Here is a 17,613-nt window from a genome sequence, read left to right on the forward strand (position 1 = left end):
CCCCGGTCACCCTTGCGTTCATTGAGTTCATGAGCCGGTGCACACTGAGCGCCATGTTCCGTTTGCCCCGGCCGCCGCGCAGCCTCGCCGGCCAGCTCTTCGCCATGCAGGTGCTGCTGGTCGCCGTGGTCGTCGCCGGATGCGCCGTCTTCGCGTACGCCACCGCGCGCGGCCAGGCCGAGGAGGCCGCCCGGCGCCAGGCCGGGGCCGTGGCCCGCGCCGTCGCGGACTCCCCGTCGGTCCAGGAGGCCGTACGGGAGGCCGTGCGCGGCATCGATCCCACGACCAGGCTCCAGCCGTACGCGGAGCGGGTCCGGGTCGACTCCGGGGTGGACTTCGTGACGATCATGGATCCGGCCGGCCGGCGCTGGACCCACCCCGACCCGCGCCGGATCGGCGAGCGCTTCATGGGGAACACGGCCCGCGCCCTGCGCGGCGAGACCTTCAGCGAGACCTACACCGGCACCCTCGGCCCCTCGATCCGCGTGGTCACCCCGCTCACCGACGACGGCCGCGTCGTCGGCATGGTCAGCGCCGGGATCACCGTGCGCGCGATCAGCGCGCGGCTCGCCTCCCAGCTCTCCGCGCTCGCCTGGGTCGCCGCCGCGGCCCTCGCCCTCGGCGGGGCGGGCACGTACATAGTCAACGCCCGGCTGCGCCGCCACACCCACGGGATGAACGCGGCCGAGCTCAGCCGGATGTACGACTACCACCAGGCGGCCCTGCACGGGGTTCGCGAGGGGCTGCTGATGCTCGACGGCCAGCGCAGGATCACCCTGATCAACGACGCCGGACGTGAACTGCTGGGCCTGCGGGACGCGATGACGGGCACCGGCGTCGCCGACCTGGGACTGCCCGCGCCGCTCACCGGGGCGCTGCTCGCCGACCGGCCCCGGGTGGACGAGGTGCACCTGACCGCCGACCGGGTCCTCGTCGTCAACAGCTCGCCCGTCGCGGGCGGCGGCCGCCGGGGCACCGTGGTCACTCTGCGCGACCACACCGAACTCCAGGTGCTGGCGGGGGAGTTGGATCACGAACGCGGTTTCACCCAGGCCCTGCGGTCGCAGGCCCACGAGGCGGCGAACCGGCTCCACACGGTGGTCTCGCTCATCGAGCTGGGCCGCGCGCAGGAGGCGGTGGAGTTCGCCACCGCCGAACTGGAACTGGCACAGGCGCTCACCGACGAGGTGGTCACCGCGGTCGGGGAGCCGGTGCTCGTGGCGCTGCTGCTCGGCAAGGCCGCCCAGGCGCACGAGCGGGGTGTCGAGCTGGTCGTCACCCCCGACAGCACGGCCGTCGACGGCGGGCCCGGGACCCCGCCGGCCCGGGACCTGGTCACCGTGGTCGGCAATCTCGTGGACAACGCCATGGACGCGCTCACCGGCGTCCCGGGCGGGCGGATCGCGGTCACGGTGCGCTCCGGCGCCGACGGGCTGCTGCTGCGCGTGACCGACAGCGGCCCGGGGCTGCCCGAAGGGGTGGACGTGTTCCGGCGCGGCTGGTCCGGCAAGGGCGAGGGGCGGGGCCTGGGCCTGGCCCTCGTACGGCAGGTGGCGCAGCGCCACGGCGGCACCGCGGAGGCGGCCCAGCCGCCGGAGGGGGGAGCCGAGTTCACCGTACGGCTCCCCGTGCGACCGGAGCCGCGACCGGAGCTGCGGCCGGAGCCGCGACCGTGAGCGCGCCCGAGGTGCGGGTCCTGATCGTCGAGGACGACCCCGTCGCCGCCGACGCGCACGCGCTCTACGTCGGCCGGGTCCCCGGCTTCACCGCCGTCGGCACCGTCCACTCGCTCGCCGAGGCCACCCGGGCCCTGGAGCGGACCCGCGTCGACCTGCTGCTGCTCGACCTCGGCCTGCCCGACGGGAACGGCCTGCGCTTCGCGCGCGGGCTGCGGGCCGCCGGGCATCCCGTCGACGTGATCGCGGTGACCTCGGCGCGCGACCTGGCCGTGGTCCGCGAGAGCGTTTCGCTCGGGGTGGTCCAGTACGTGCTGAAGCCCTTCGCCTTCCCGACCCTGCGCGAACGGCTCCTGCGCTACGCCGAGTTCCGTGCGACGGCGGGGGAGGCGGCCGGCCAGGACGACGTGGACCGCGCGATGGCGGCCCTGCGCGCACCCCGCCCGGCGGAGCTTCCCAAGGGGCTGAGCGCGCCGACCCTGGACCGGGTCGCCGCCCTGCTGCGGGCGGCGGCCGAGGGGCTGACCGCGGCGGGGGCGGCCGAGGCGGCCGGGATCTCCCGGATCACCGCCCGCCGGTACCTGGAGCACCTGGTGGACACCGGCCGCGCGGACCGCACTCCCCGGTACGGCCAGGTCGGCCGCCCCGAACTGCACTACCGCTGGCTGGCGGCGGCGGCCGGCTCGGTGTCGAAGGTGTAGAACTTGCGGTGGTCCAGCATGTCCGCCGGGGTCACGTCGTTCCACGGCCGCATCGTGTCGTTCAGGTCCACGACGTTCGGGGTGCCGGCCGCGGGCAGGTAGGTGGACCGGGGGTGGCGGGCCTGCCACTCGGCCCACAGCTTGTCCACGTACGCGTGGTGCATCCAGAACACCGGGTCGTTGGGGGAGACGCCGGTGGCCATCTGACCGCCGACCCACACGTGCACCCGGTTGTGCAGGTTGGCTCCGCGCCAGCCCTCCAGGTTGTTGCGGAAGCCGCCGTTCGAGGAGCTGTTCCAGGGGGCCGTGTCGTACACGGGCATCGCGAGTACGGCCTCCACCTCCGCCTTGGTCGGCAGCTCGGCGACGCCCGCGCCGAGCGCCCGGCGCAGGTAGGCGCGCCCGTCCACCCGTACGGCTATGTTCCACTTGCCCGTCGCGTACGCGAACGGGCCGTCGAGGACCTGTCCGTCGCGGGCCCGGCCGGTACCGCCGAGGAAGTCGGCGGCCCAGAGGGAGGATCGGGTGGTGCGGTCGGCCGTCCAGTCCCAGTACGGGAGCGAAACGCTCGCGTCCACAGCCTGCAGAGCCGCCTCGAACTCGAGCAGAAAGCGGCGGTGCCAGGGAAGAAAGGAGGGCGAGCGGTGCCCCACCCGGTCGGCCGAATCGGTGTCGCTCATGATGAAGCCGTTGTGGGTGGTGACGAACCGGTCGTAGCGGCCGGTGCGCTTCAGCTCCAGCAGCGCGTTGGTGAAGGCGCGCTTCTCCTCGGGAGTGAGCGCGGCCTGGTTCTTGCGGACGGTCATGCCGTGCCTCCCATCGGTGCGAACGGGGCGAGCTCGGCGCCCTGGAGCTCGCGCACGGCGGCTCTGGCCAGCGAGGTCGGGTCCGCAAAGGTCTCGTAGTGGTTGACGACGCTGATCCAGGTGCCGTCGGCGTTCCGCATCACGTGCAGCTCGCGGCCGTCTATCCGGACGGTGGGCAGACCGGAGGGGTGGTGGCCGCCGTGGTGGCCGCCGCCCGTGCCGGCGGTTATCCGGATGCGTCGGCCCTGGTACACCTCGTCGACCGGGCCGACGGGTGTGGTGGCGGCCCGGGAGTCGGTGGTGGCCGCGTGCGCGGTGACGCCCGCCAGGCCGAGGGCGGTGAGTGCGCCGGCAGTGGTGCCCAAGGCCTGCCGACGGGTGATCTTGTTCATGCCCGAAGAACTATCAGGGCGCCAGGGGCAGTTGACCGCTATCCGGACATCAGTGGACAAGTTTCGTTTAGAACGAATGGGGGGATCTTCTCGTCCGGAGCGGCTCCGGTGGCCATGGCGGGAAGTTTTGCTGTGTAAATGCTACCCGTCAGTAATTCTTCCGGTTCGGCCGGATGGCTATGGGGGCGGTCACATCACGGAGTCGGCCGGAAGCTGCGCGCTATATCAGGGGTATATGTCCGTGACTCCCCTATAGTCCCGATATGGCTCTTCATGAGACGAAGGACGCAGCCGCCCGCGATGCCGACACGGACGTGTTCGCGTCCGCCCTGAGCGGCCAGGTACTCCCCAAGTACCGGATCCCCGACGACCACTCGTCCACCGAGGTCGTCTACCAACTCATCCACAACGAACTCCTGTTGGACGGAAACGCCGCGCAGAACCTGGCCACCTTCTGCACCACGTGGTCCGACGACGGCGTGCACCGCCTGATGAACGAGTGCCTCGACAAGAACATGATCGACAAGGACGAGTACCCGCAGACAGCCGAGATCGAGGCCCGCTGCGTCCACATCCTGGCCGACCTGTGGAACGCCCCCGCCGGCGCCGCCTCGGCCGGCTGCTCCACCACCGGCTCCAGCGAGGCCGCCATGCTCGGCGGCCTTGCCCTCAAATGGCGCTGGCGCGCCCGCCGACAGGCCCAGGGACTCCCCACCGACCGGCCCAACCTGGTGTGCGGCCCGGTCCAGATCTGCTGGGACAAGTTCGCCCGCTACTTCGACGTCGAGCTGCGTCAGGTCCCCCTGGAACCCGGCGCCACCGGCCTGCGGCCCCATCAGCTCGCCCAGTACGTCGACGAGAACACCATCGGCGTCGTCGCCATCCTCGGCGTCACCTACACCTGTGACTACGAGCCCGTCGCCGACATCGCCGCCGAACTGGACCGGATCCAGGCGGAGCACGGCTGGGACGTCCCCATCCACGTGGACGGCGCCAGCGGCGGCTTCGTCGCCCCCTTCCTCCACCCCGACGTGGTGTGGGACTTCCGGCTCCCGCGCGTCGCCTCCGTCAACACCTCGGGCCACAAGTACGGACTCGCGCCCCTCGGCGTCGGCTGGATCGTCTGGCGCACCGCCGACCTGCTGCCCGCCGACCTCGTCTTCAGCGTGGACTACCTGGGCGGCGACATGCCCACCTTCGCCCTCAACTTCTCCCGCCCAGGCGGCGAGGTCATCGCCCAGTACTACCTGTTCCTGCGCCTCGGCCGGGGCGGCTACCGCCGCGTGCAGCAGGCCTGCGCCGACACCGCCCAGTACCTGGCCTCCGAGATCGCCGCGATGGGCCCCTTCACCCTCCTCTACGACGGCCGGGGCGCCCTTCCCGCCGTCTCCTACACGCTCACCGACCCGGCAGGCGCGGGCTTCAGCCTCTACGACCTCTCGGACCGGCTGCGGATGCGCGGCTGGCAGGTGCCCTCGTACCCGCTGCCGGCCGACCGCGACGACACGGTCATCCAGCGCGTCCTCGTCCGGCACGGCGTGACCCGCGATCAGATCGCCCTGCTCGTCGCCGACCTGCGCACGGCCGTGGAACACCTCACGGCCGCGCCGCCGCCCGTGCCCGCCGCCGAACCCCGGTCCGGCTTCCACCACTGAGCGGCTCCCGCTCCGCCTACCAGCGCATGTCCAGTGCGTTCAGGGCCTCGACCCGCTCGGGGGTGAGGGAGGCGGCGCGGGAGCGCTGGTTGGCGATCCAGGAACCCAGGCGCAGTTCCTGGTCGCCGACCGGTTCCACATGGGTGCGGGGGACCGTGAGGTGCCGTTCGCGGGCGTGGAACCGCCGGGCCGCCTCCAGGTGGTCCGCCCACGCGGCGGCATGGCTGCGGCGCGGCGGCGGACGTTCCGCCTCCGCCGCCGGGGTCATCCCGAGGGTGTGCTCCAGCAGCCAGCGCTGCGCCCAGGACAGCCGCTCCCAGCTCAGCCGCTGGGTACGGACCCACCCGCCCAGGTCCTCGCCCTGGACCAGCACCTCGCCGGGCGCCAGGGGCAGCCCGCCCCCCGCGTCGAGATGGACCCGGTTAAGGTGGAAGGCGCGCTGCCAGGAGATCTCCCAGGCGGGACACCAGGACGCGTCGATCGCCTCCAGGGCTTCCCGCCGCTCCGCGGACAGGGCCCCCGGCCCCTCGCGGCGGGCCGCGGCCCGCTGGTTCTTGACCCACACCCCGACCGGGGCGCCGCGCCAGGTGGCGTCCACCGGCGGCAGCAGATGGCCGTGCTCCGCCGCCCAGGCGCGGGCCACCGCGAGCCCCTCCTCGAAGGCCACGTCGAAGTGGCTCCACACCATGCCGAGTTCGTCGAGCCGCGCCACCCGCTCGCGGCCGAGCGCGCCCCGGCGGTACGTGCGCCGCGCGTCCGCGATCCACTGGCCCAGCGGGAACCGGGCCAGACCGGGCGGCCACGCCCCGTCGCCCGCCGGCACCTTGAAGCCGAACGGAACCTTCAGGTCCCCGGCCGTGGCGGCGTAGATCCGGGCGGCCTCGACACCGCGCCGCCAGTGCTCGTGCTCCGGATTCAGCACGCGCAGCCGGACGAACGCGGCCAGCAGCGCCGGATCCCGGGGGGCGGAGAAGCTCAGCAGCGCCTGCGCACCGGTCCGCGCGCCCGAGGCCGCCGCCGGGGCGGCCGCCCGGCTCGGCGCCTGCGGCTGGGCCAGGGACTCGACCAGGCGCGAGTCGTGCGCCCGCAGCGCCTCCAGCAGCCGCGCGAGGTCCCCGTACGCCCGCGAGGTGAGCATCGTCTCCGGCGTCTCGTCCGGTCCCAGCAGTACGGGCACCACCAGGGAGGCGACCTTTCCCTCGCCGGGCCGGATCCGCAGCGCCCGCCCGACCGCCTGCACCAGGTCGGGCATGGAACCCCGTACGTCGGCCCAGTAGACGGAGTCGCACTCCTTCGTGTCCACGCCCTCGCCCAGCACGCGGACACTGCCGAGGAAGGCCTTCTCGGCGACCCGGCCGTCCGCGAACGCGCCCAGCACCCGCCGCCGGTGGGCCGCCGTGTGCTGCCCGCACAGCCAGTCCGCCCAGACGGTACGGGGGTACACCGGGTGCGGCCGGCGGCTCGTGAGCCGCAGCCGCGTCGCCACCGCCGGGAGCCCGGCCGCGAAGGCCTCGGCCTCCTTGGTCAGGTGGTGGAAGACGAGCGTGCGCCGGAACCCCTCGTGGGCGGCCGCCTTCACCAGCGCCGTCTGCAGCGCCGCCAGCCGCGCCCCGCGCACCGCGTCCGAACGGCCGTCCCGGCCCAGCAGCACGGCCGCCCGGAACTGCGGATCGGTGACGTCGACGCACACCACCCGGTACGGGGCGCAGATGCCGCGGTCGATGGCCTCGGACAGGGACAGCGTGTAGCAGCGCGCGCCGAACGGCCCCCGCGGATCGTCCTCCATGGACGCCACGAGTTCGCCGCGCCGCCGCGGACCGTCACCCTCGTCGGGCGTTTCCTCGCCGTCCTGCCAGACGCGGGGCGTGGCCGTCAGGTAGAGCCGGCGCACGGCGGGGATCCGCGCGTTGTCGTGCACCACGGCCCAGGGTTTGCCGATCCGGCCCGACGTCCGGTGCGCCTCGTCGACCACGATCAGGTCCCAGCCCGGGAGCCCGGCGAGATGCGCGCGCTCGAGGGTGCCCAGGCCCAGCGAGGCGTACGTGGCGAACACCGTCAACCGGTCCACCGACGGGGCGCCCCAGCGGGCCAGTTCGGCCGGATCGGTGGTCGTGGGCACACCCGCGTCCTCCCCGCGCAGCGAGCACACGGCCAGCGACCGCCCGCTACGGCCGCCCTCCCGCCACGCCGCGACGGTCTGCACCAGCAGGTCCAGGGAGGGCACCAGCACCAGCACCCGCCCGGCCCGCAGCTCCTCGGCCGAACGGACGGCGACGAGGGACTTCCCCGAACCGGTGGCCATGATCACCTGGGTGCGCAGCCCGCTCTCGGGCACCCGGCCCCCGGCGGGCAGCTCCAGTGCGCGCACCACGGCGTCAACGGCCTCGCGCTGGTGCGGACGGAGGTCCTTCCTCGCCATGTGCGTCGTCACCCCCACCCCTCTGATCGGCCGGTTTGCCTCCAGCTCCTATCCTGCCCCCATTTTGATGCAGGTGCGGGAAAGGCGGGGAGCGGCTCCGGCCGATGTCGAGCGGCGTCTGCGGCTACCGTGCCCCGAAGTTCTGCGTCCACCAGGGACCGCCCGCGCCCTGGTGGATGCCGACGCCGATGTCCTTGAAGGAGCAGTTGAGGATGTTCGCGCGGTGTCCCGGGCTCTTCATCCAGGAGTCCATGACCGACTGCGGAGTCTGCTGGCCCTTCGCGATGTTCTCCCCGTACGTCGACCAGCGGTACCCGGCAGCGGTCGTCCGCGCGCCCGGGTCCGCGCCGTCGGGGTTGGTGTGCGAGAAGAAGTCCCGGCTCGCCATGTCGTCGGAATGCCCCTGGGCGGCAGCCCGCAGCTGCGGGTCCTCCTTCAGCGGGCCGCAGCCGGCCGCCGCCCTCTCGGTGTTGACCAGGGCCACGACCTGGCCCGCGACGCCCTGCGGGGCGGGGGCCGGCGCCGGCGCGGAGGTCCGCGGGGTCGGTGAGCTGCTGCGGCTCTTCGTGGGGCTCGCGGACGGGCTCGGCGAGGCGGAGGCCGACGGCGACGGGGAGGCGGACGGCGAGGGGGACGCGGAGGGCGAGGGCGACTCGGAGGGGAGCGCGGGCTCGGTCGCCGAGAGCGCGGCCAGCGGGGGCGGGGGAGTGGCGCCGTCCGCCTTCGCACCGCCGGAACCGGGGAGCGTGCCGAGGTACACCAGCCCGCCGCCCGCGACGCAGGCGGCGAGCACGGCGCCGCCGATCACCCGGCGGCGGCTCTGCTTGCGCCTGCGCAGCGCGCCCCGGCCGCCTGCCGAAGACGCCCCGTCCGCGGCGAGGTGGGCCACCGTGTCGGAGAAGTCCGCGCCGGCGCCATCGGCGTGGGCGGAGCCCGCGAGGGCGAAGTCGGCCGCCCCGGCCGAGCGCACCCCTGCCAGCAGGGCCGCCGAGACGGGTACGAGGGCCAGCCCGGCCAGCAGCCCCTCCGCCGGAACCAGACCGCTCCACAGGCCGGAGCACCGTACGCATTCACGCGCGTGCCGGGCTATCCGCTTGCGCCACAGCGCCGAGGGCCGACCGTCCCAGCCCGCCACGACCGCCCGCAGCTCCTCGCACACCGGCTGGGCGCCCAGGGCCCGTTCCACCACCCGCGCCGATTCCAGCTGCGCCTTCATCCGCTGCACCCGAACGGCGGTGTGCTGAGGAGGCAGCTCCAGCGCGGCGGCCACCTCGGCCCGGGTCAGCTCCCCGGCGCACTCCAGCCACCACAACGACAGCAGCGCCCGGTCGTCGGGCTCCAGCCAGCGCGTGGCGCGGGCCGTCTCGCGGCGCTGGCCCGCCAGCTGCAGGCGTACGACGGTGAGGTCGACGAAGTCGGCCCCCGGGTCCGCGACCTCACCGGCCGCCTCCAGGGTGCTCTCACCGAAGCCGCTCTGCCGGGCCTGCCAGTGCGCCCGTACGCGGTTCATCGCGATCGCCACCAGCCAGGACCGGAAGCTTTCGTCCGCGCGCAGGCCGCCCAGCCCGTCGAGGGCCCGCAGCATCGTGTCCTGCACCACGTCGTCCACGTCGCAGGACCCGTTCAGGGCCCGCCCGACGATGTTGTAGACGAGCGGCAGATAGGCGCCGACGAGGTCGTCCTGCGCGCGGGGATCGCCCGCGCGGGCCGCCGCGACCAGCGCTGCCGTGTGCTGAGTGCTCATGTGATGTTCCCTGTCCGTACCGGCGGTCGATGATGCCCAATGCCTGGGAGACCGTCGAGAGGGGCCTCGATAACACTTATCCGGAATTCTTGTCGCAAGAGGATTCCGCGGCCTCCTCCGGAACGGAAGGCCGCGGGTAGCGCCTGGCCGAGGAGTCACCCTGGGCCAGTCGGCGCAACGCCGCCAGCATGGCATCTCCCAGTACGGTGCCCACGACCACCCGCTCCACCATGTCCTCCGGGCTCTTCCCGCGCGCGACGAAGGTCAGGTCGGAGTCCGCGATCCGCTCGGCGGCGGCCGCGAACTCGTCCAGGAAGTCCAGATAGTCCCCGTGTCCGACCGTCAGCAGGGAGGCCGCGGCGGCGGCCAGGGCGCGCGCCGAGGGGTGGTCCGCCGGCACCCGCCAGCCGCGCCGCGCGATCAGGTCCTCGACCACGGCCCGGGCGCGTTCGCCGCTCACCGGGTCGGCGGCCGGTGTGAAGTCGGGGTCGACCGTACTGGCGGCCGCGCCGAGCAGGTCGTGCACCGGCCGGCCGCGGTCCTCCACCGCCTCCACCACCTTGCCGACGGAGGCGAGCGGCAGGCCGCCGACATCGGTGAGGGCGCGGATCAAGTGCAGGCGCCGGACGTGCTCTTCGCCGTAATGGGCCTGATTGGGGCTGGTCAACTTCCCGGCGGGCAGCAGGCCTTCGCGGAGATAGAACTTGATGGTGGGCACCGGAACACCGGTCGACCGGCTCAACTCTCCCATGCGCAAGGTGAATTCTCTCCTTCGTTCGGTCCAGGGGCTTGCGTGGCCGGGCTGGATTATGGACAGTGGCACTATCGGATACCGGATAGTACCGCTATCCATCAGGGGGGTTGCAGATGCGGAACCACATCGAAGGATGGCACCGGCCGCTGCTCGTCTTCGCGGCGGCCATGGGAGTGCTCACGCTGGTCTCGGGGGTCGGGCTGATCGTGGACGACCGCGTGCTGGTCGGATCCCCGATCTGGCACAAGCCGTTCAAGTTCTCGGTCTCCTTCGCCCTCTACGGGCTGACGTTGGCCTGGATGCACTCGCTGCTCACGCGCGGCCGGCGGACCGGCTGGTGGGCGGGCACGGTGACCGCGGCGGCGAGCGTCATCGAGATGGCGGTGATCGTCGGTCAGGTGGTGCGGGGGAAGCGCAGCCACTTCAACCAGGAAACCCCGCTCGACAGCGCCCTGTTCGGCGTGATGGGGGCGACGGTCGTCGTGCTGTGGCTGGCCACGCTGCTGATCGCGGTGGTGCTGTGGCGCCAGCCGCTCGCCGACCGGGCCACCGCCTGGGCCGTTCGGGTCGGTTCGGTCCTCGGGCTCGCCGGGCTCGCGCTCGGCTTCCTGATGGTCCAGCCCACCGAGACCCAGCTGGCGGCGCAGATCACCGACACCGTCGGCGCGCACAGCGTCGGCGTCCCGGACGGCGGGCCGCACCTGCCGGTCACCGGCTGGGCCGCCACCGGCGGCGACCTGCGGATCGCCCACTTCGTCGGGATGCACGCCCTCCAGGTGCTGCCGCTGCTGGCGCTCGCGCTGACCTTCGCGGCCGGGCGGTACGGCTGGGCGGCCCGCGCGGCGGTGCGCACGCGGCTCGTCCTGGTGGCGGGGGCGGGTTACGCCGCCCTGGTGGCCCTGGTCACCTGGCAGGCCCTGCGGGGGCAGGTGCTGACCTCACCGGACGCGGCGACGCTGACCGCGGCGGCCGGGCTGGCCGTCGCCGTGGCGGTGGGGGTGGCACTCGCCCTGCGCGGCGGGGCGGCCGCCGGGGCCGAGCCGGCGCGGGAGTCCGTGTCGGCGGCAGGGCGCTGACCGCTGTCGGCGCCGACAGCCGAGGGGTGCTGATCGCCGTCGGGTGCTGACCATCGGAGCGCGCGGTCACCGGATGCGTGGTCACCGGATGCGTGGTCACCGGAGGCGCCGGCTCCGCTGCGGTTCACAGCAGCGGAGCCAGCGCCTCCGTAGCCGCGCGCAGGGCGGGCGCGTACGACTCGATCTCCTCCCGGGAGACCAGGAAGGTGACGGTGGTGACGCTGACCCCGCCGACCGGCCGGCCGTCCGCTCCGAGGATCGCGGCTCCGATGCAGCGGATCGTGGGCTCGTTCTCCTCGTCGTCCAGCGCGAAGCCCCGGGCGCGGGCCGCCGCCAGCTCCGCGTGCAGGGCCCGTGCGGTGGTGACCGACTTCGGCGTCCTGGGCGGCAGTCCGGTGGCGGCGATCAGCTCCCGCACCTCCTCGACGGGCAGGTGCGCCAGGATGCTCTTGCCGATCGCGGTCGTGTGCAGCGGCATGCGCATGCCGACCCGGGAGGCCGTCCGGTAGGGCTGCTCGCCCTCCAGCTTCCGGATGTAGGTGATGGTCTCCCCGCTGTGCAGGGCCAGATGGACCGTCTGCCCGCCGACCGCCTGCCGCAACTCGTCGAGGACGCGCCCGATGCTCGCCGGCTCCCCGCCGCTGACCAGCGCGGACAGCCCGCGAAGCCGCGGGCCCACCCCGTACCGGCTGTCGGCCTCCTGGCGCACGAAGCCCTGGTCGATCAGCGAGGCGAGGATCCGGAAGGTGCTGGACTTGGGCACGGCGGCCGCCGCCGTCACCTCGGCGAGCCGGTGCGGCCCGCCGGGCGCGGCCACCGCCTCCAGGATGCGCAGGGACTTCTCCAGCGCGGATCCGGCGGCGGAGGTCCGGCCGCCGCGCGCGCCGTCGGACGCCTCGCTCGGGGCTACTTCCACATCTTCCGTTGACACGAGAACTCCCGGTCCGGATAGGGTCTAGACCACACGGTTCCGGTACACGATACCTCGTTCCACTACGTGGAACGAACGGGAGGGTCCCTTGTCCTGTCCCCTGTCCTGCCACCCGTACGCGGTGATAGCCGCCCAGCGCCTGCTGCCGGTGCTGCGCGACTCCGACGCCGACGAGGCCGTCCGCCACACCACCGCCCTGCTCGCCGCCGGCTGCCGCGCGGTCGAGCTGACCACCTCCACCCCCGGCTGGGCGGACGCCGTCACCCGGACCGCCCCGCTCACCGACGCGTACGGCCGCCCCGCCCTCATCGGCGTCGGCACGGTGACCACCACCGCGCAGGCCGAGACCGCCCTGGACGCGGGCGCCGGATTCCTGGTCTCCCCCCACCCCGCCCCCGAAGTGCGCAAGGTCGCCGGGCGCCGCGAAGCCATCTTCATCGAGGGCGGGTTCACCCCCGGCGAGATCGCCGCCGCCGTCCGGGCCGGCGGCGCCGCCAAGCTGTTCCCGGCGCACGTCGGAGGCCCGCGGTTCATCCGCTCCCTCAGGGCCGTCCTCCCCGAGGGCCTGATCATCCCGACCGGCGGGATCCGGCCCGGAGAGGTCCCCGACTGGCTCGCCGCCGGCGCGACCGCCGTCGGCATCGGCAGCGGGCTGCCGGCCGACCCGGCCGAACTGGCCGCCGTATTCGCCGAGCTGGCCCGTCCGTGCCGCGGCCACAGCGCCGGCTCCACCGCGCGGGACCTGCGGTGACCGGGGGGTACGACGTCCTCGTGCTCGGCGAGGTGCTGGTGGAGATCCACGCCGCGGCCGCCCTGCGCGAGGCCGCCGACGGCACCACGGCCCGCATCTCCTACTCCGGCGACGCCCTGAACGCGGCGGCGGCCGCCGCCGCGGCCGGAGCCCGCACCGCCCTGCTCGCGGTCGTCGGCGACGACGAGCTCAGCATCCCGCTGCTGCGCCGCGCCGCCGAACTCGGCGTGGACGTCTCCCACGTACGCCGCGCCCCGCGCCCCAACGGCGCCTACCTGCTGTCCGCCGACACCGAGGGCGACCGGGAGTTCGTCTACTGGCGCACCCGGAGCGCCGGCTCCACCCTCTCGCCCGCGCACGTCGCGTCCTGGCACGACCTGCTGACCGCCTCCACGGCACTCGTCACCAGCGGCGTCACCGGCGCCCTGTCACCGAGCAGCCACGACGCCGTACTGGCCGCCGCGCACCTAGTGCACGTGGCCGGCGGGCACCTCTCGTACGATCCCAACTTCCGTCCCCGGCTGACCGGCCGGGACCGTGCCCGGGAACTGCTGGCCGCCGTCGCCCCGCTGACCGGGCTGCTCAAGACCTCGTGCCCGGCCGACGCGCTCGCCCTCGTCGGCACCGGCGACCCGCGCACCGCCGCCGCCCGCTACCGCGCGCTCGGCGCCCCTACGGTCGTGGTCACGGCGGGCGCCGACCGGCTGCTGCTGGACGACGGTACGGGCGCCCGGTACGAGCCCGTGCCCGTGAACCCGGCTCCGGTCGACGCGACCGGAGCCGGCGACTGCCTCACCGGCACCACCACCGCCCGGCTCGCCCTCGGCGACAGCCTCGCGGACGCGGTGGCCTACGGCGTGGCGGCCGCCTCCCTGTCCGTCTCCGGCCGCGGGGGCACCGGGCGCGTCCCCGCCTTCACGGAGACGGCGGCGCTGGCGGCCGAACACCGCCGGATCACAGGGAGTCGAGCAGCGCCATCTCCTCGGCGGTGAGACGCACGGACCCCGCGGCGATGTTCTCGACGAGGTGGTCCGGGTTCCCCGTGCCCGGGATCGCCAGGACGTGCGGACCGCGGTTCAGCGTCCACGCCAGGCGCAGCTGGGCCGCCGACACCCCGTGGGCCTCGGCCACGGCGCGTACCCGGGGGCTGTCCTCGGCGGTGACCCCCGCCTCTTTCGCGGCGCCCGCGATCGCGAAGAACGGCACGAAGGCGACGCCCTGCTCCCCGCACGCGTCCAGGAAGGCGTGGTCCTCGGCCGGGGACCCGATCCCGTACGGGTTCTGCACGCACACCACGGGAGCGATGGCCTGCGCCTCGGCGAGGTGGTCGGGCCGGGCGTTGGAGATGCCCAGGTGCCGTATCAGCCCGGCCGTGCGGAGCTCGGCGAGCGCCCCGAAGTGCTCGGCGATCGACCCGGTCGTCTCGCGGCGCGGGACACGCAGGTTGACCACGTCCAGGTGGTCCCGGCCCAGCTGGCGCAGGTTCTCCTCCACCTGCCCGCGCAGCCGGCCCGGCTCGGCCCACCACCACTCCCCGGCCGCGTCGCGGCCGGGCCCGACCTTGGTGGTGATGACGAGGTCGTCGGCGTACGGGGCGAGCGCCCGGTTGATCAGTTCGTTCGCGGAGCGCAGCGGGGAGAAGTAGAAGGCGGCGGTGTCGATGTGGTTCACGCCGAGTTCGACGGCACGGCGCAGCACACCGGTCACCCGCTCACGGTCGCTGGGGGAGCCGTCGGCGAGCTGCGTCAGCCGCATCGCGCCGAAGCCGATCCGGTTGATGGTCAGGTCGCCCAGCTGCCAGGTGCCCGCACCGGCCGCGGTGATCGTCTCTGAAGTCATCCGGCGACCGTATCGGGCTCGGCGACCCAGCCCGCGGCCAGCACCAGCCGGGAGCTCCGGTGGACGGCGAGGAACCCGAAGGGCCGGTCGAATCGGACTTCGGCCCGGCGGGCGCGGTACTTCGTGCGGGGCGCGGCGCCACCGGCTCTCGGCCCGATGGCGGTGACGGCCGCGGCCTCGAACCCCGCCGCGTGGAAGCGGGCCAGCACGGACTGTTGGGCCGAGCCGATCGCCAGGGGCTGCGGACTGATGCCGGGGAAATGCCCGTAGTCCGCGTCGCCGGCGGTCCCCAGCCCGAACAGCGGGGCGTGGTCCAGCAGATCGTGTTCGGCGCGCAGGGAGAACGCGACGGTGTCGATGCGCAACAGGGGCTGCGGGCGGAACGAGTCCTCCGTGCGGATCGTCAGGCCGGGACCCGGATCTCCGTCGGGGAGGGAACTGCCGGTCACGGACGGGACGGTACCGGTGACGGCCGCGATGCCGGTCCCCAGTACCCCGCCGGCCGGGGCCGCCGGTCCACCGAGGAGCAGGTGCACGTCCACGTCCTCGGTGCCGGCCAATTCCAGGACGGTGACGGCCCCGGCCGTGCCCTGAGCCACGCGGACCTCGTCCAGCGAAGCGGTGGTGCGCGACAGCCGTCCGAGGTTCCGCCCCGACCACGGGCCTTGGCCGGCCCGGCCGGGCACCTCCCGGAAGGGCTCCTCCCACCGCAGCCTCAGCACGAGCGCCGAGGCCAGCACCAGCTTGACCTCCTCGGCACCCTGCGGCAGAGCGACCGGCATGCGGTCGATCAGGCCGCCCGTCCGGTCCGAGGCCCACCCGTCCAGCGTCTTGCGGTCGGTGTCCTCGTCTCCCGTCAGGAGGCCCCGGGCGCCGGCCGGGAGTTTCGCCGACCAGCTCTCCCTGAGCGGGAGCCCGGCCTTGGTCCACAGCCCAGTGGCCGCCTCGAGGCCCCGTACGCCGGCCAGCCCGGCCAGCAGGTCCCGGGCGCCCTCGGCCGCGGCCTCGGCGGGTATGCCCAGGGCCTCCGCCAGTTCGGCGCGGGCCGGGCCGCCCGAACCGTCCGCGAGCAGGGCGAGCAGCGGCCAGACCCCGGCCGCGGTGAACACCGTGCCCGCGTCCCCGGCCGGGACCTGCTCGCCCGAACCGTCCGCGAGCAGGGCGAGCAGCGGCCAGACCCCGGCCGCGGTGAACACCGTGCCCGCGTCCCCGGCCGGGACCTGCGCGGCCCAGCGCGTCGTGAGGCGGTTGACCGCCCGTACCGTCGAGTTGTCCATGAGGCGCGAGCGTACGTGGAGGGCGCCGCCGGGCCGGGTCGAATTCCGCGGCCCGGCGGCGCCGGTCGGTGGGGCGGGCGGGGCGTCGGTCGGTGGGGCGAGGCGGGGCGGGGGCGTCGGTCAGCGGCCGCGCAGGCCGCGGTCGACGGCCGTCATGAGCTCGCCGTCGGCGGTGTCCGCGTCCAGCGACCAGAACATCGCGCCGCCCAGGCCCTGTTCGCGGATGTAGCCGGTCTTGGCGCGCAGCACCTGCGGGTCGTCGTAGGTCCAGAGCGTAGCGCCGTCGAACAGCCAGGCGTGCCCGCCCCGCCGGTCGCGGTAGACCGTGTAGGTCCCCGAGTCGGCCAGCTTCTTGAGGGCCTTGTAGTCCTCGTAGCCGGCGGACCAGGTGGCGGGCGCGGGGCCCGTGGCGGGCTGCCCCATGCCGTCCCCGCCGCCGCTGACGCCCGTCCAGCCCTGCCCGTAGAACGGCATGCCCATGACCAGTTTGTGCGCGGGCGCGCCGCGCCGCCGCCAGGCCTCCACCGTGCCGTCGACGCTGAAGTCGCCCCGGGCGCGGAGCGCGGACTGCTGGGCGGTGGTGGGCTCGCCGGAGACGTGGAAGTCGTAGCCCTGGAGGGTCACGAAGTCGAGGTCGCGCATGATCCGACGGACGTCGAAACCCGCGTCGATCTTGGCGGGGGCCGTCGGGACGAAGGCCGTCAGCTCGTACGCCGACTTCTTGTCCTTGTCCTTGTCCTTGTCCTTGTCCTGCTTCTTGTTCTGGCTCCGCGCGTACGCGTCGAGCTGCGTGCGGAACTCCTTGACGAGCGCGGCGAAGTTCTGCTTGTCCTCGGGCCGGAACTTCGTGTCGGTGTCACCGGCGGAGCCCGGCCACTCCCAGTCTAGGTCGATGCCGTCGAACAGGCCGGCGGCCGCGCCCGCGCCGCCTCGGGTGCCGTCCTGCGGCAGATTGCCCTTGATGTACAGGTCGATGCAGGACTCGACGAAGGCCTTGCGGGAGGCGGGGGTCAGCGCGGCGTCCGAGAAGTGTGTGGACCAGCTCCAACCGCCCAGCGAGATCAGCACCTTGAGGCCGGGGTGCCGGGCCTTGAGCTCGCGCAGCTGGTTGAAGTTGCCGGCGAGCGGCTGGTCCCAGGTGTCGGCGACCCCGTCGACGGAGTTCTCGGCGTCGAGGGGCCGGACGTAGTCCGCCCAGGCGTCGGCCTCTCCGGGTACGTTCCCGGCGAAGCACTTGCCCTCCGGACTGACGTTGCCGAAGGCGTAGTTGATGTGGGTGAGCTTGCCGGCGGAGCCGTTCGACTCAAGGTCCTGGACCTGGAAGTCCCGCCCGTAGACGCCCCATTGGGTGAAGTAGCCGACCTTCCGGTACGAGCGGCCGTGGCCGCCCGTCGCATCGGCGTCCGCGTCGGCGGTGGCAGCGGGTGCGAAGGCGGTCAGCAGGGAGAGGGAGCAGGCGGCGACGGCCAGCCTGCCGAGCATGCTGCGGCGCATGGGCTTCCTTTACGGATGCGGGAGCGGGGCGTGAGCGCGTGCGCGGTGCATGCCGGAAACTATTGGTCTGGACCAGAGTGGTCAAGGGGGCGGCCGGA

At 73.9% G+C, this 17,613-nt stretch carries 15 protein-coding genes; 6 read left to right on the forward strand and 9 right to left on the reverse strand.

Going from position 1 to position 17,613, the window contains the following annotated elements; all coding sequences use genetic code 11:
* The first annotated feature begins 53 nt into the window (after positions 1–53).
* Both ACGFYQ_RS11895 and ACGFYQ_RS11900 read left to right on the forward strand, forming a co-directional pair.
* Positions 54–1,676, forward strand: a complete 1,623-nt coding sequence (locus tag ACGFYQ_RS11895; protein ID WP_393742617.1) for an ATP-binding protein — start codon at positions 54–56, stop codon at positions 1,674–1,676.
* On the forward strand, positions 1,673–2,377 hold the full coding sequence (locus ACGFYQ_RS11900) for a response regulator (protein ID WP_393742619.1): 705 nt from the start codon (positions 1,673–1,675) through the stop codon (positions 2,375–2,377). The genes ACGFYQ_RS11895 and ACGFYQ_RS11900 overlap by 4 nt, the downstream gene beginning before the upstream one ends.
* Here ACGFYQ_RS11900 and ACGFYQ_RS11905 read toward each other — a convergent pair.
* On the reverse strand, positions 2,332–3,183 hold the full coding sequence (locus ACGFYQ_RS11905; protein ID WP_393742621.1) for a tyrosinase family protein: 852 nt from the start codon (positions 3,181–3,183) through the stop codon (positions 2,332–2,334). The genes ACGFYQ_RS11900 and ACGFYQ_RS11905 overlap by 46 nt on opposite strands.
* Complete coding sequence (locus ACGFYQ_RS11910) at positions 3,180–3,575, reverse strand: tyrosinase cofactor (RefSeq protein WP_393742623.1); 396 nt, start codon at positions 3,573–3,575, stop codon at positions 3,180–3,182. The genes ACGFYQ_RS11905 and ACGFYQ_RS11910 overlap by 4 nt, the downstream gene beginning before the upstream one ends.
* Before the next feature lie 263 nt (positions 3,576–3,838).
* On the opposite strand from ACGFYQ_RS11910, the gene ACGFYQ_RS11915 reads away from it, so the two are divergent.
* Positions 3,839–5,230: a glutamate decarboxylase gene (locus tag ACGFYQ_RS11915; RefSeq protein WP_393742625.1), complete on the forward strand. Its 1,392-nt coding sequence runs from the start codon at positions 3,839–3,841 to the stop codon at positions 5,228–5,230.
* A gap of 16 nt (positions 5,231–5,246) precedes the next feature.
* Here the strand turns inward: ACGFYQ_RS11915 and ACGFYQ_RS11920 are convergent, their stop codons facing one another.
* The 3 genes from ACGFYQ_RS11920 to ACGFYQ_RS11930 form a co-directional block, all read right to left on the reverse strand.
* Positions 5,247–7,661: a Helicase associated domain protein gene (locus tag ACGFYQ_RS11920; protein WP_393742627.1), complete on the reverse strand. Its 2,415-nt coding sequence runs from the start codon at positions 7,659–7,661 to the stop codon at positions 5,247–5,249.
* 112 nt (positions 7,662–7,773) lie between these two features.
* Positions 7,774–9,393, reverse strand: coding sequence for a sigma-70 family RNA polymerase sigma factor (locus ACGFYQ_RS11925; protein WP_393742629.1), 1,620 nt, complete (start codon positions 9,391–9,393; stop codon positions 7,774–7,776).
* 76 nt (positions 9,394–9,469) lie between these two features.
* Complete coding sequence (locus ACGFYQ_RS11930) at positions 9,470–10,144, reverse strand: MerR family transcriptional regulator (RefSeq protein ID WP_393742631.1); 675 nt, start codon at positions 10,142–10,144, stop codon at positions 9,470–9,472.
* Between the two features lie 116 nt (positions 10,145–10,260).
* On the opposite strand from ACGFYQ_RS11930, the gene ACGFYQ_RS11935 reads away from it, so the two are divergent.
* Positions 10,261–11,223, forward strand: coding sequence for a hypothetical protein (locus tag ACGFYQ_RS11935; protein ID WP_393742633.1), 963 nt, complete (start codon positions 10,261–10,263; stop codon positions 11,221–11,223).
* Positions 11,224–11,347: 124 nt separating this feature from the next.
* Here the strand turns inward: ACGFYQ_RS11935 and ACGFYQ_RS11940 are convergent, their stop codons facing one another.
* Positions 11,348–12,154 (reverse strand): IclR family transcriptional regulator, encoded by an 807-nt coding sequence (locus ACGFYQ_RS11940; RefSeq protein ID WP_393742635.1) that lies wholly within the window; start codon positions 12,152–12,154, stop codon positions 11,348–11,350.
* A gap of 88 nt (positions 12,155–12,242) precedes the next feature.
* On the opposite strand from ACGFYQ_RS11940, the gene ACGFYQ_RS11945 reads away from it, so the two are divergent.
* Together ACGFYQ_RS11945 and ACGFYQ_RS11950 are read left to right on the forward strand one after the other, a co-directional pair.
* Entirely contained in the window at positions 12,243–12,905 is a 663-nt protein-coding gene (locus tag ACGFYQ_RS11945) for a bifunctional 4-hydroxy-2-oxoglutarate aldolase/2-dehydro-3-deoxy-phosphogluconate aldolase (protein ID WP_393742637.1), read from the forward strand.
* Positions 12,902–13,897 carry a PfkB family carbohydrate kinase gene (locus tag ACGFYQ_RS11950; RefSeq protein ID WP_393742639.1) on the forward strand — a complete coding sequence of 332 codons (996 nt, stop codon included), beginning with the start codon at positions 12,902–12,904 and terminating at the stop codon, positions 13,895–13,897. Before ACGFYQ_RS11945 ends, ACGFYQ_RS11950 begins: the two co-directional genes overlap by 4 nt.
* Here ACGFYQ_RS11950 and ACGFYQ_RS11955 read toward each other — a convergent pair.
* The 3 genes from ACGFYQ_RS11955 to ACGFYQ_RS11965 all read right to left on the reverse strand — a co-directional run bounded on the left by ACGFYQ_RS11955 (position 13,860) and on the right by ACGFYQ_RS11965 (position 17,515).
* The gene (locus ACGFYQ_RS11955) at positions 13,860–14,744 is read right to left on the reverse strand and encodes an aldo/keto reductase (protein WP_393742641.1); all 885 of its coding nucleotides are present in this window, start codon (positions 14,742–14,744) and stop codon (positions 13,860–13,862) included. The two genes, ACGFYQ_RS11950 and ACGFYQ_RS11955, sit on opposite strands and share 38 nt — an antisense overlap.
* On the reverse strand, positions 14,741–16,021 hold the full coding sequence (locus ACGFYQ_RS11960; RefSeq protein WP_393742643.1) for a serpin family protein: 1,281 nt from the start codon (positions 16,019–16,021) through the stop codon (positions 14,741–14,743). Before ACGFYQ_RS11960 ends, ACGFYQ_RS11955 begins: the two co-directional genes overlap by 4 nt.
* A gap of 120 nt (positions 16,022–16,141) precedes the next feature.
* A complete protein-coding gene (locus ACGFYQ_RS11965) occupies positions 16,142–17,515 on the reverse strand; it encodes a glycoside hydrolase family 18 protein (protein WP_393742645.1) in 1,374 nt (457 codons plus the stop codon).
* Positions 17,516–17,613 lie beyond the last annotated feature (98 nt).

The organism is Streptomyces sp. NPDC048258, from assembly GCF_043201995.1.
Taxonomy (GTDB): domain Bacteria; phylum Actinomycetota; class Actinomycetes; order Streptomycetales; family Streptomycetaceae; genus Streptomyces.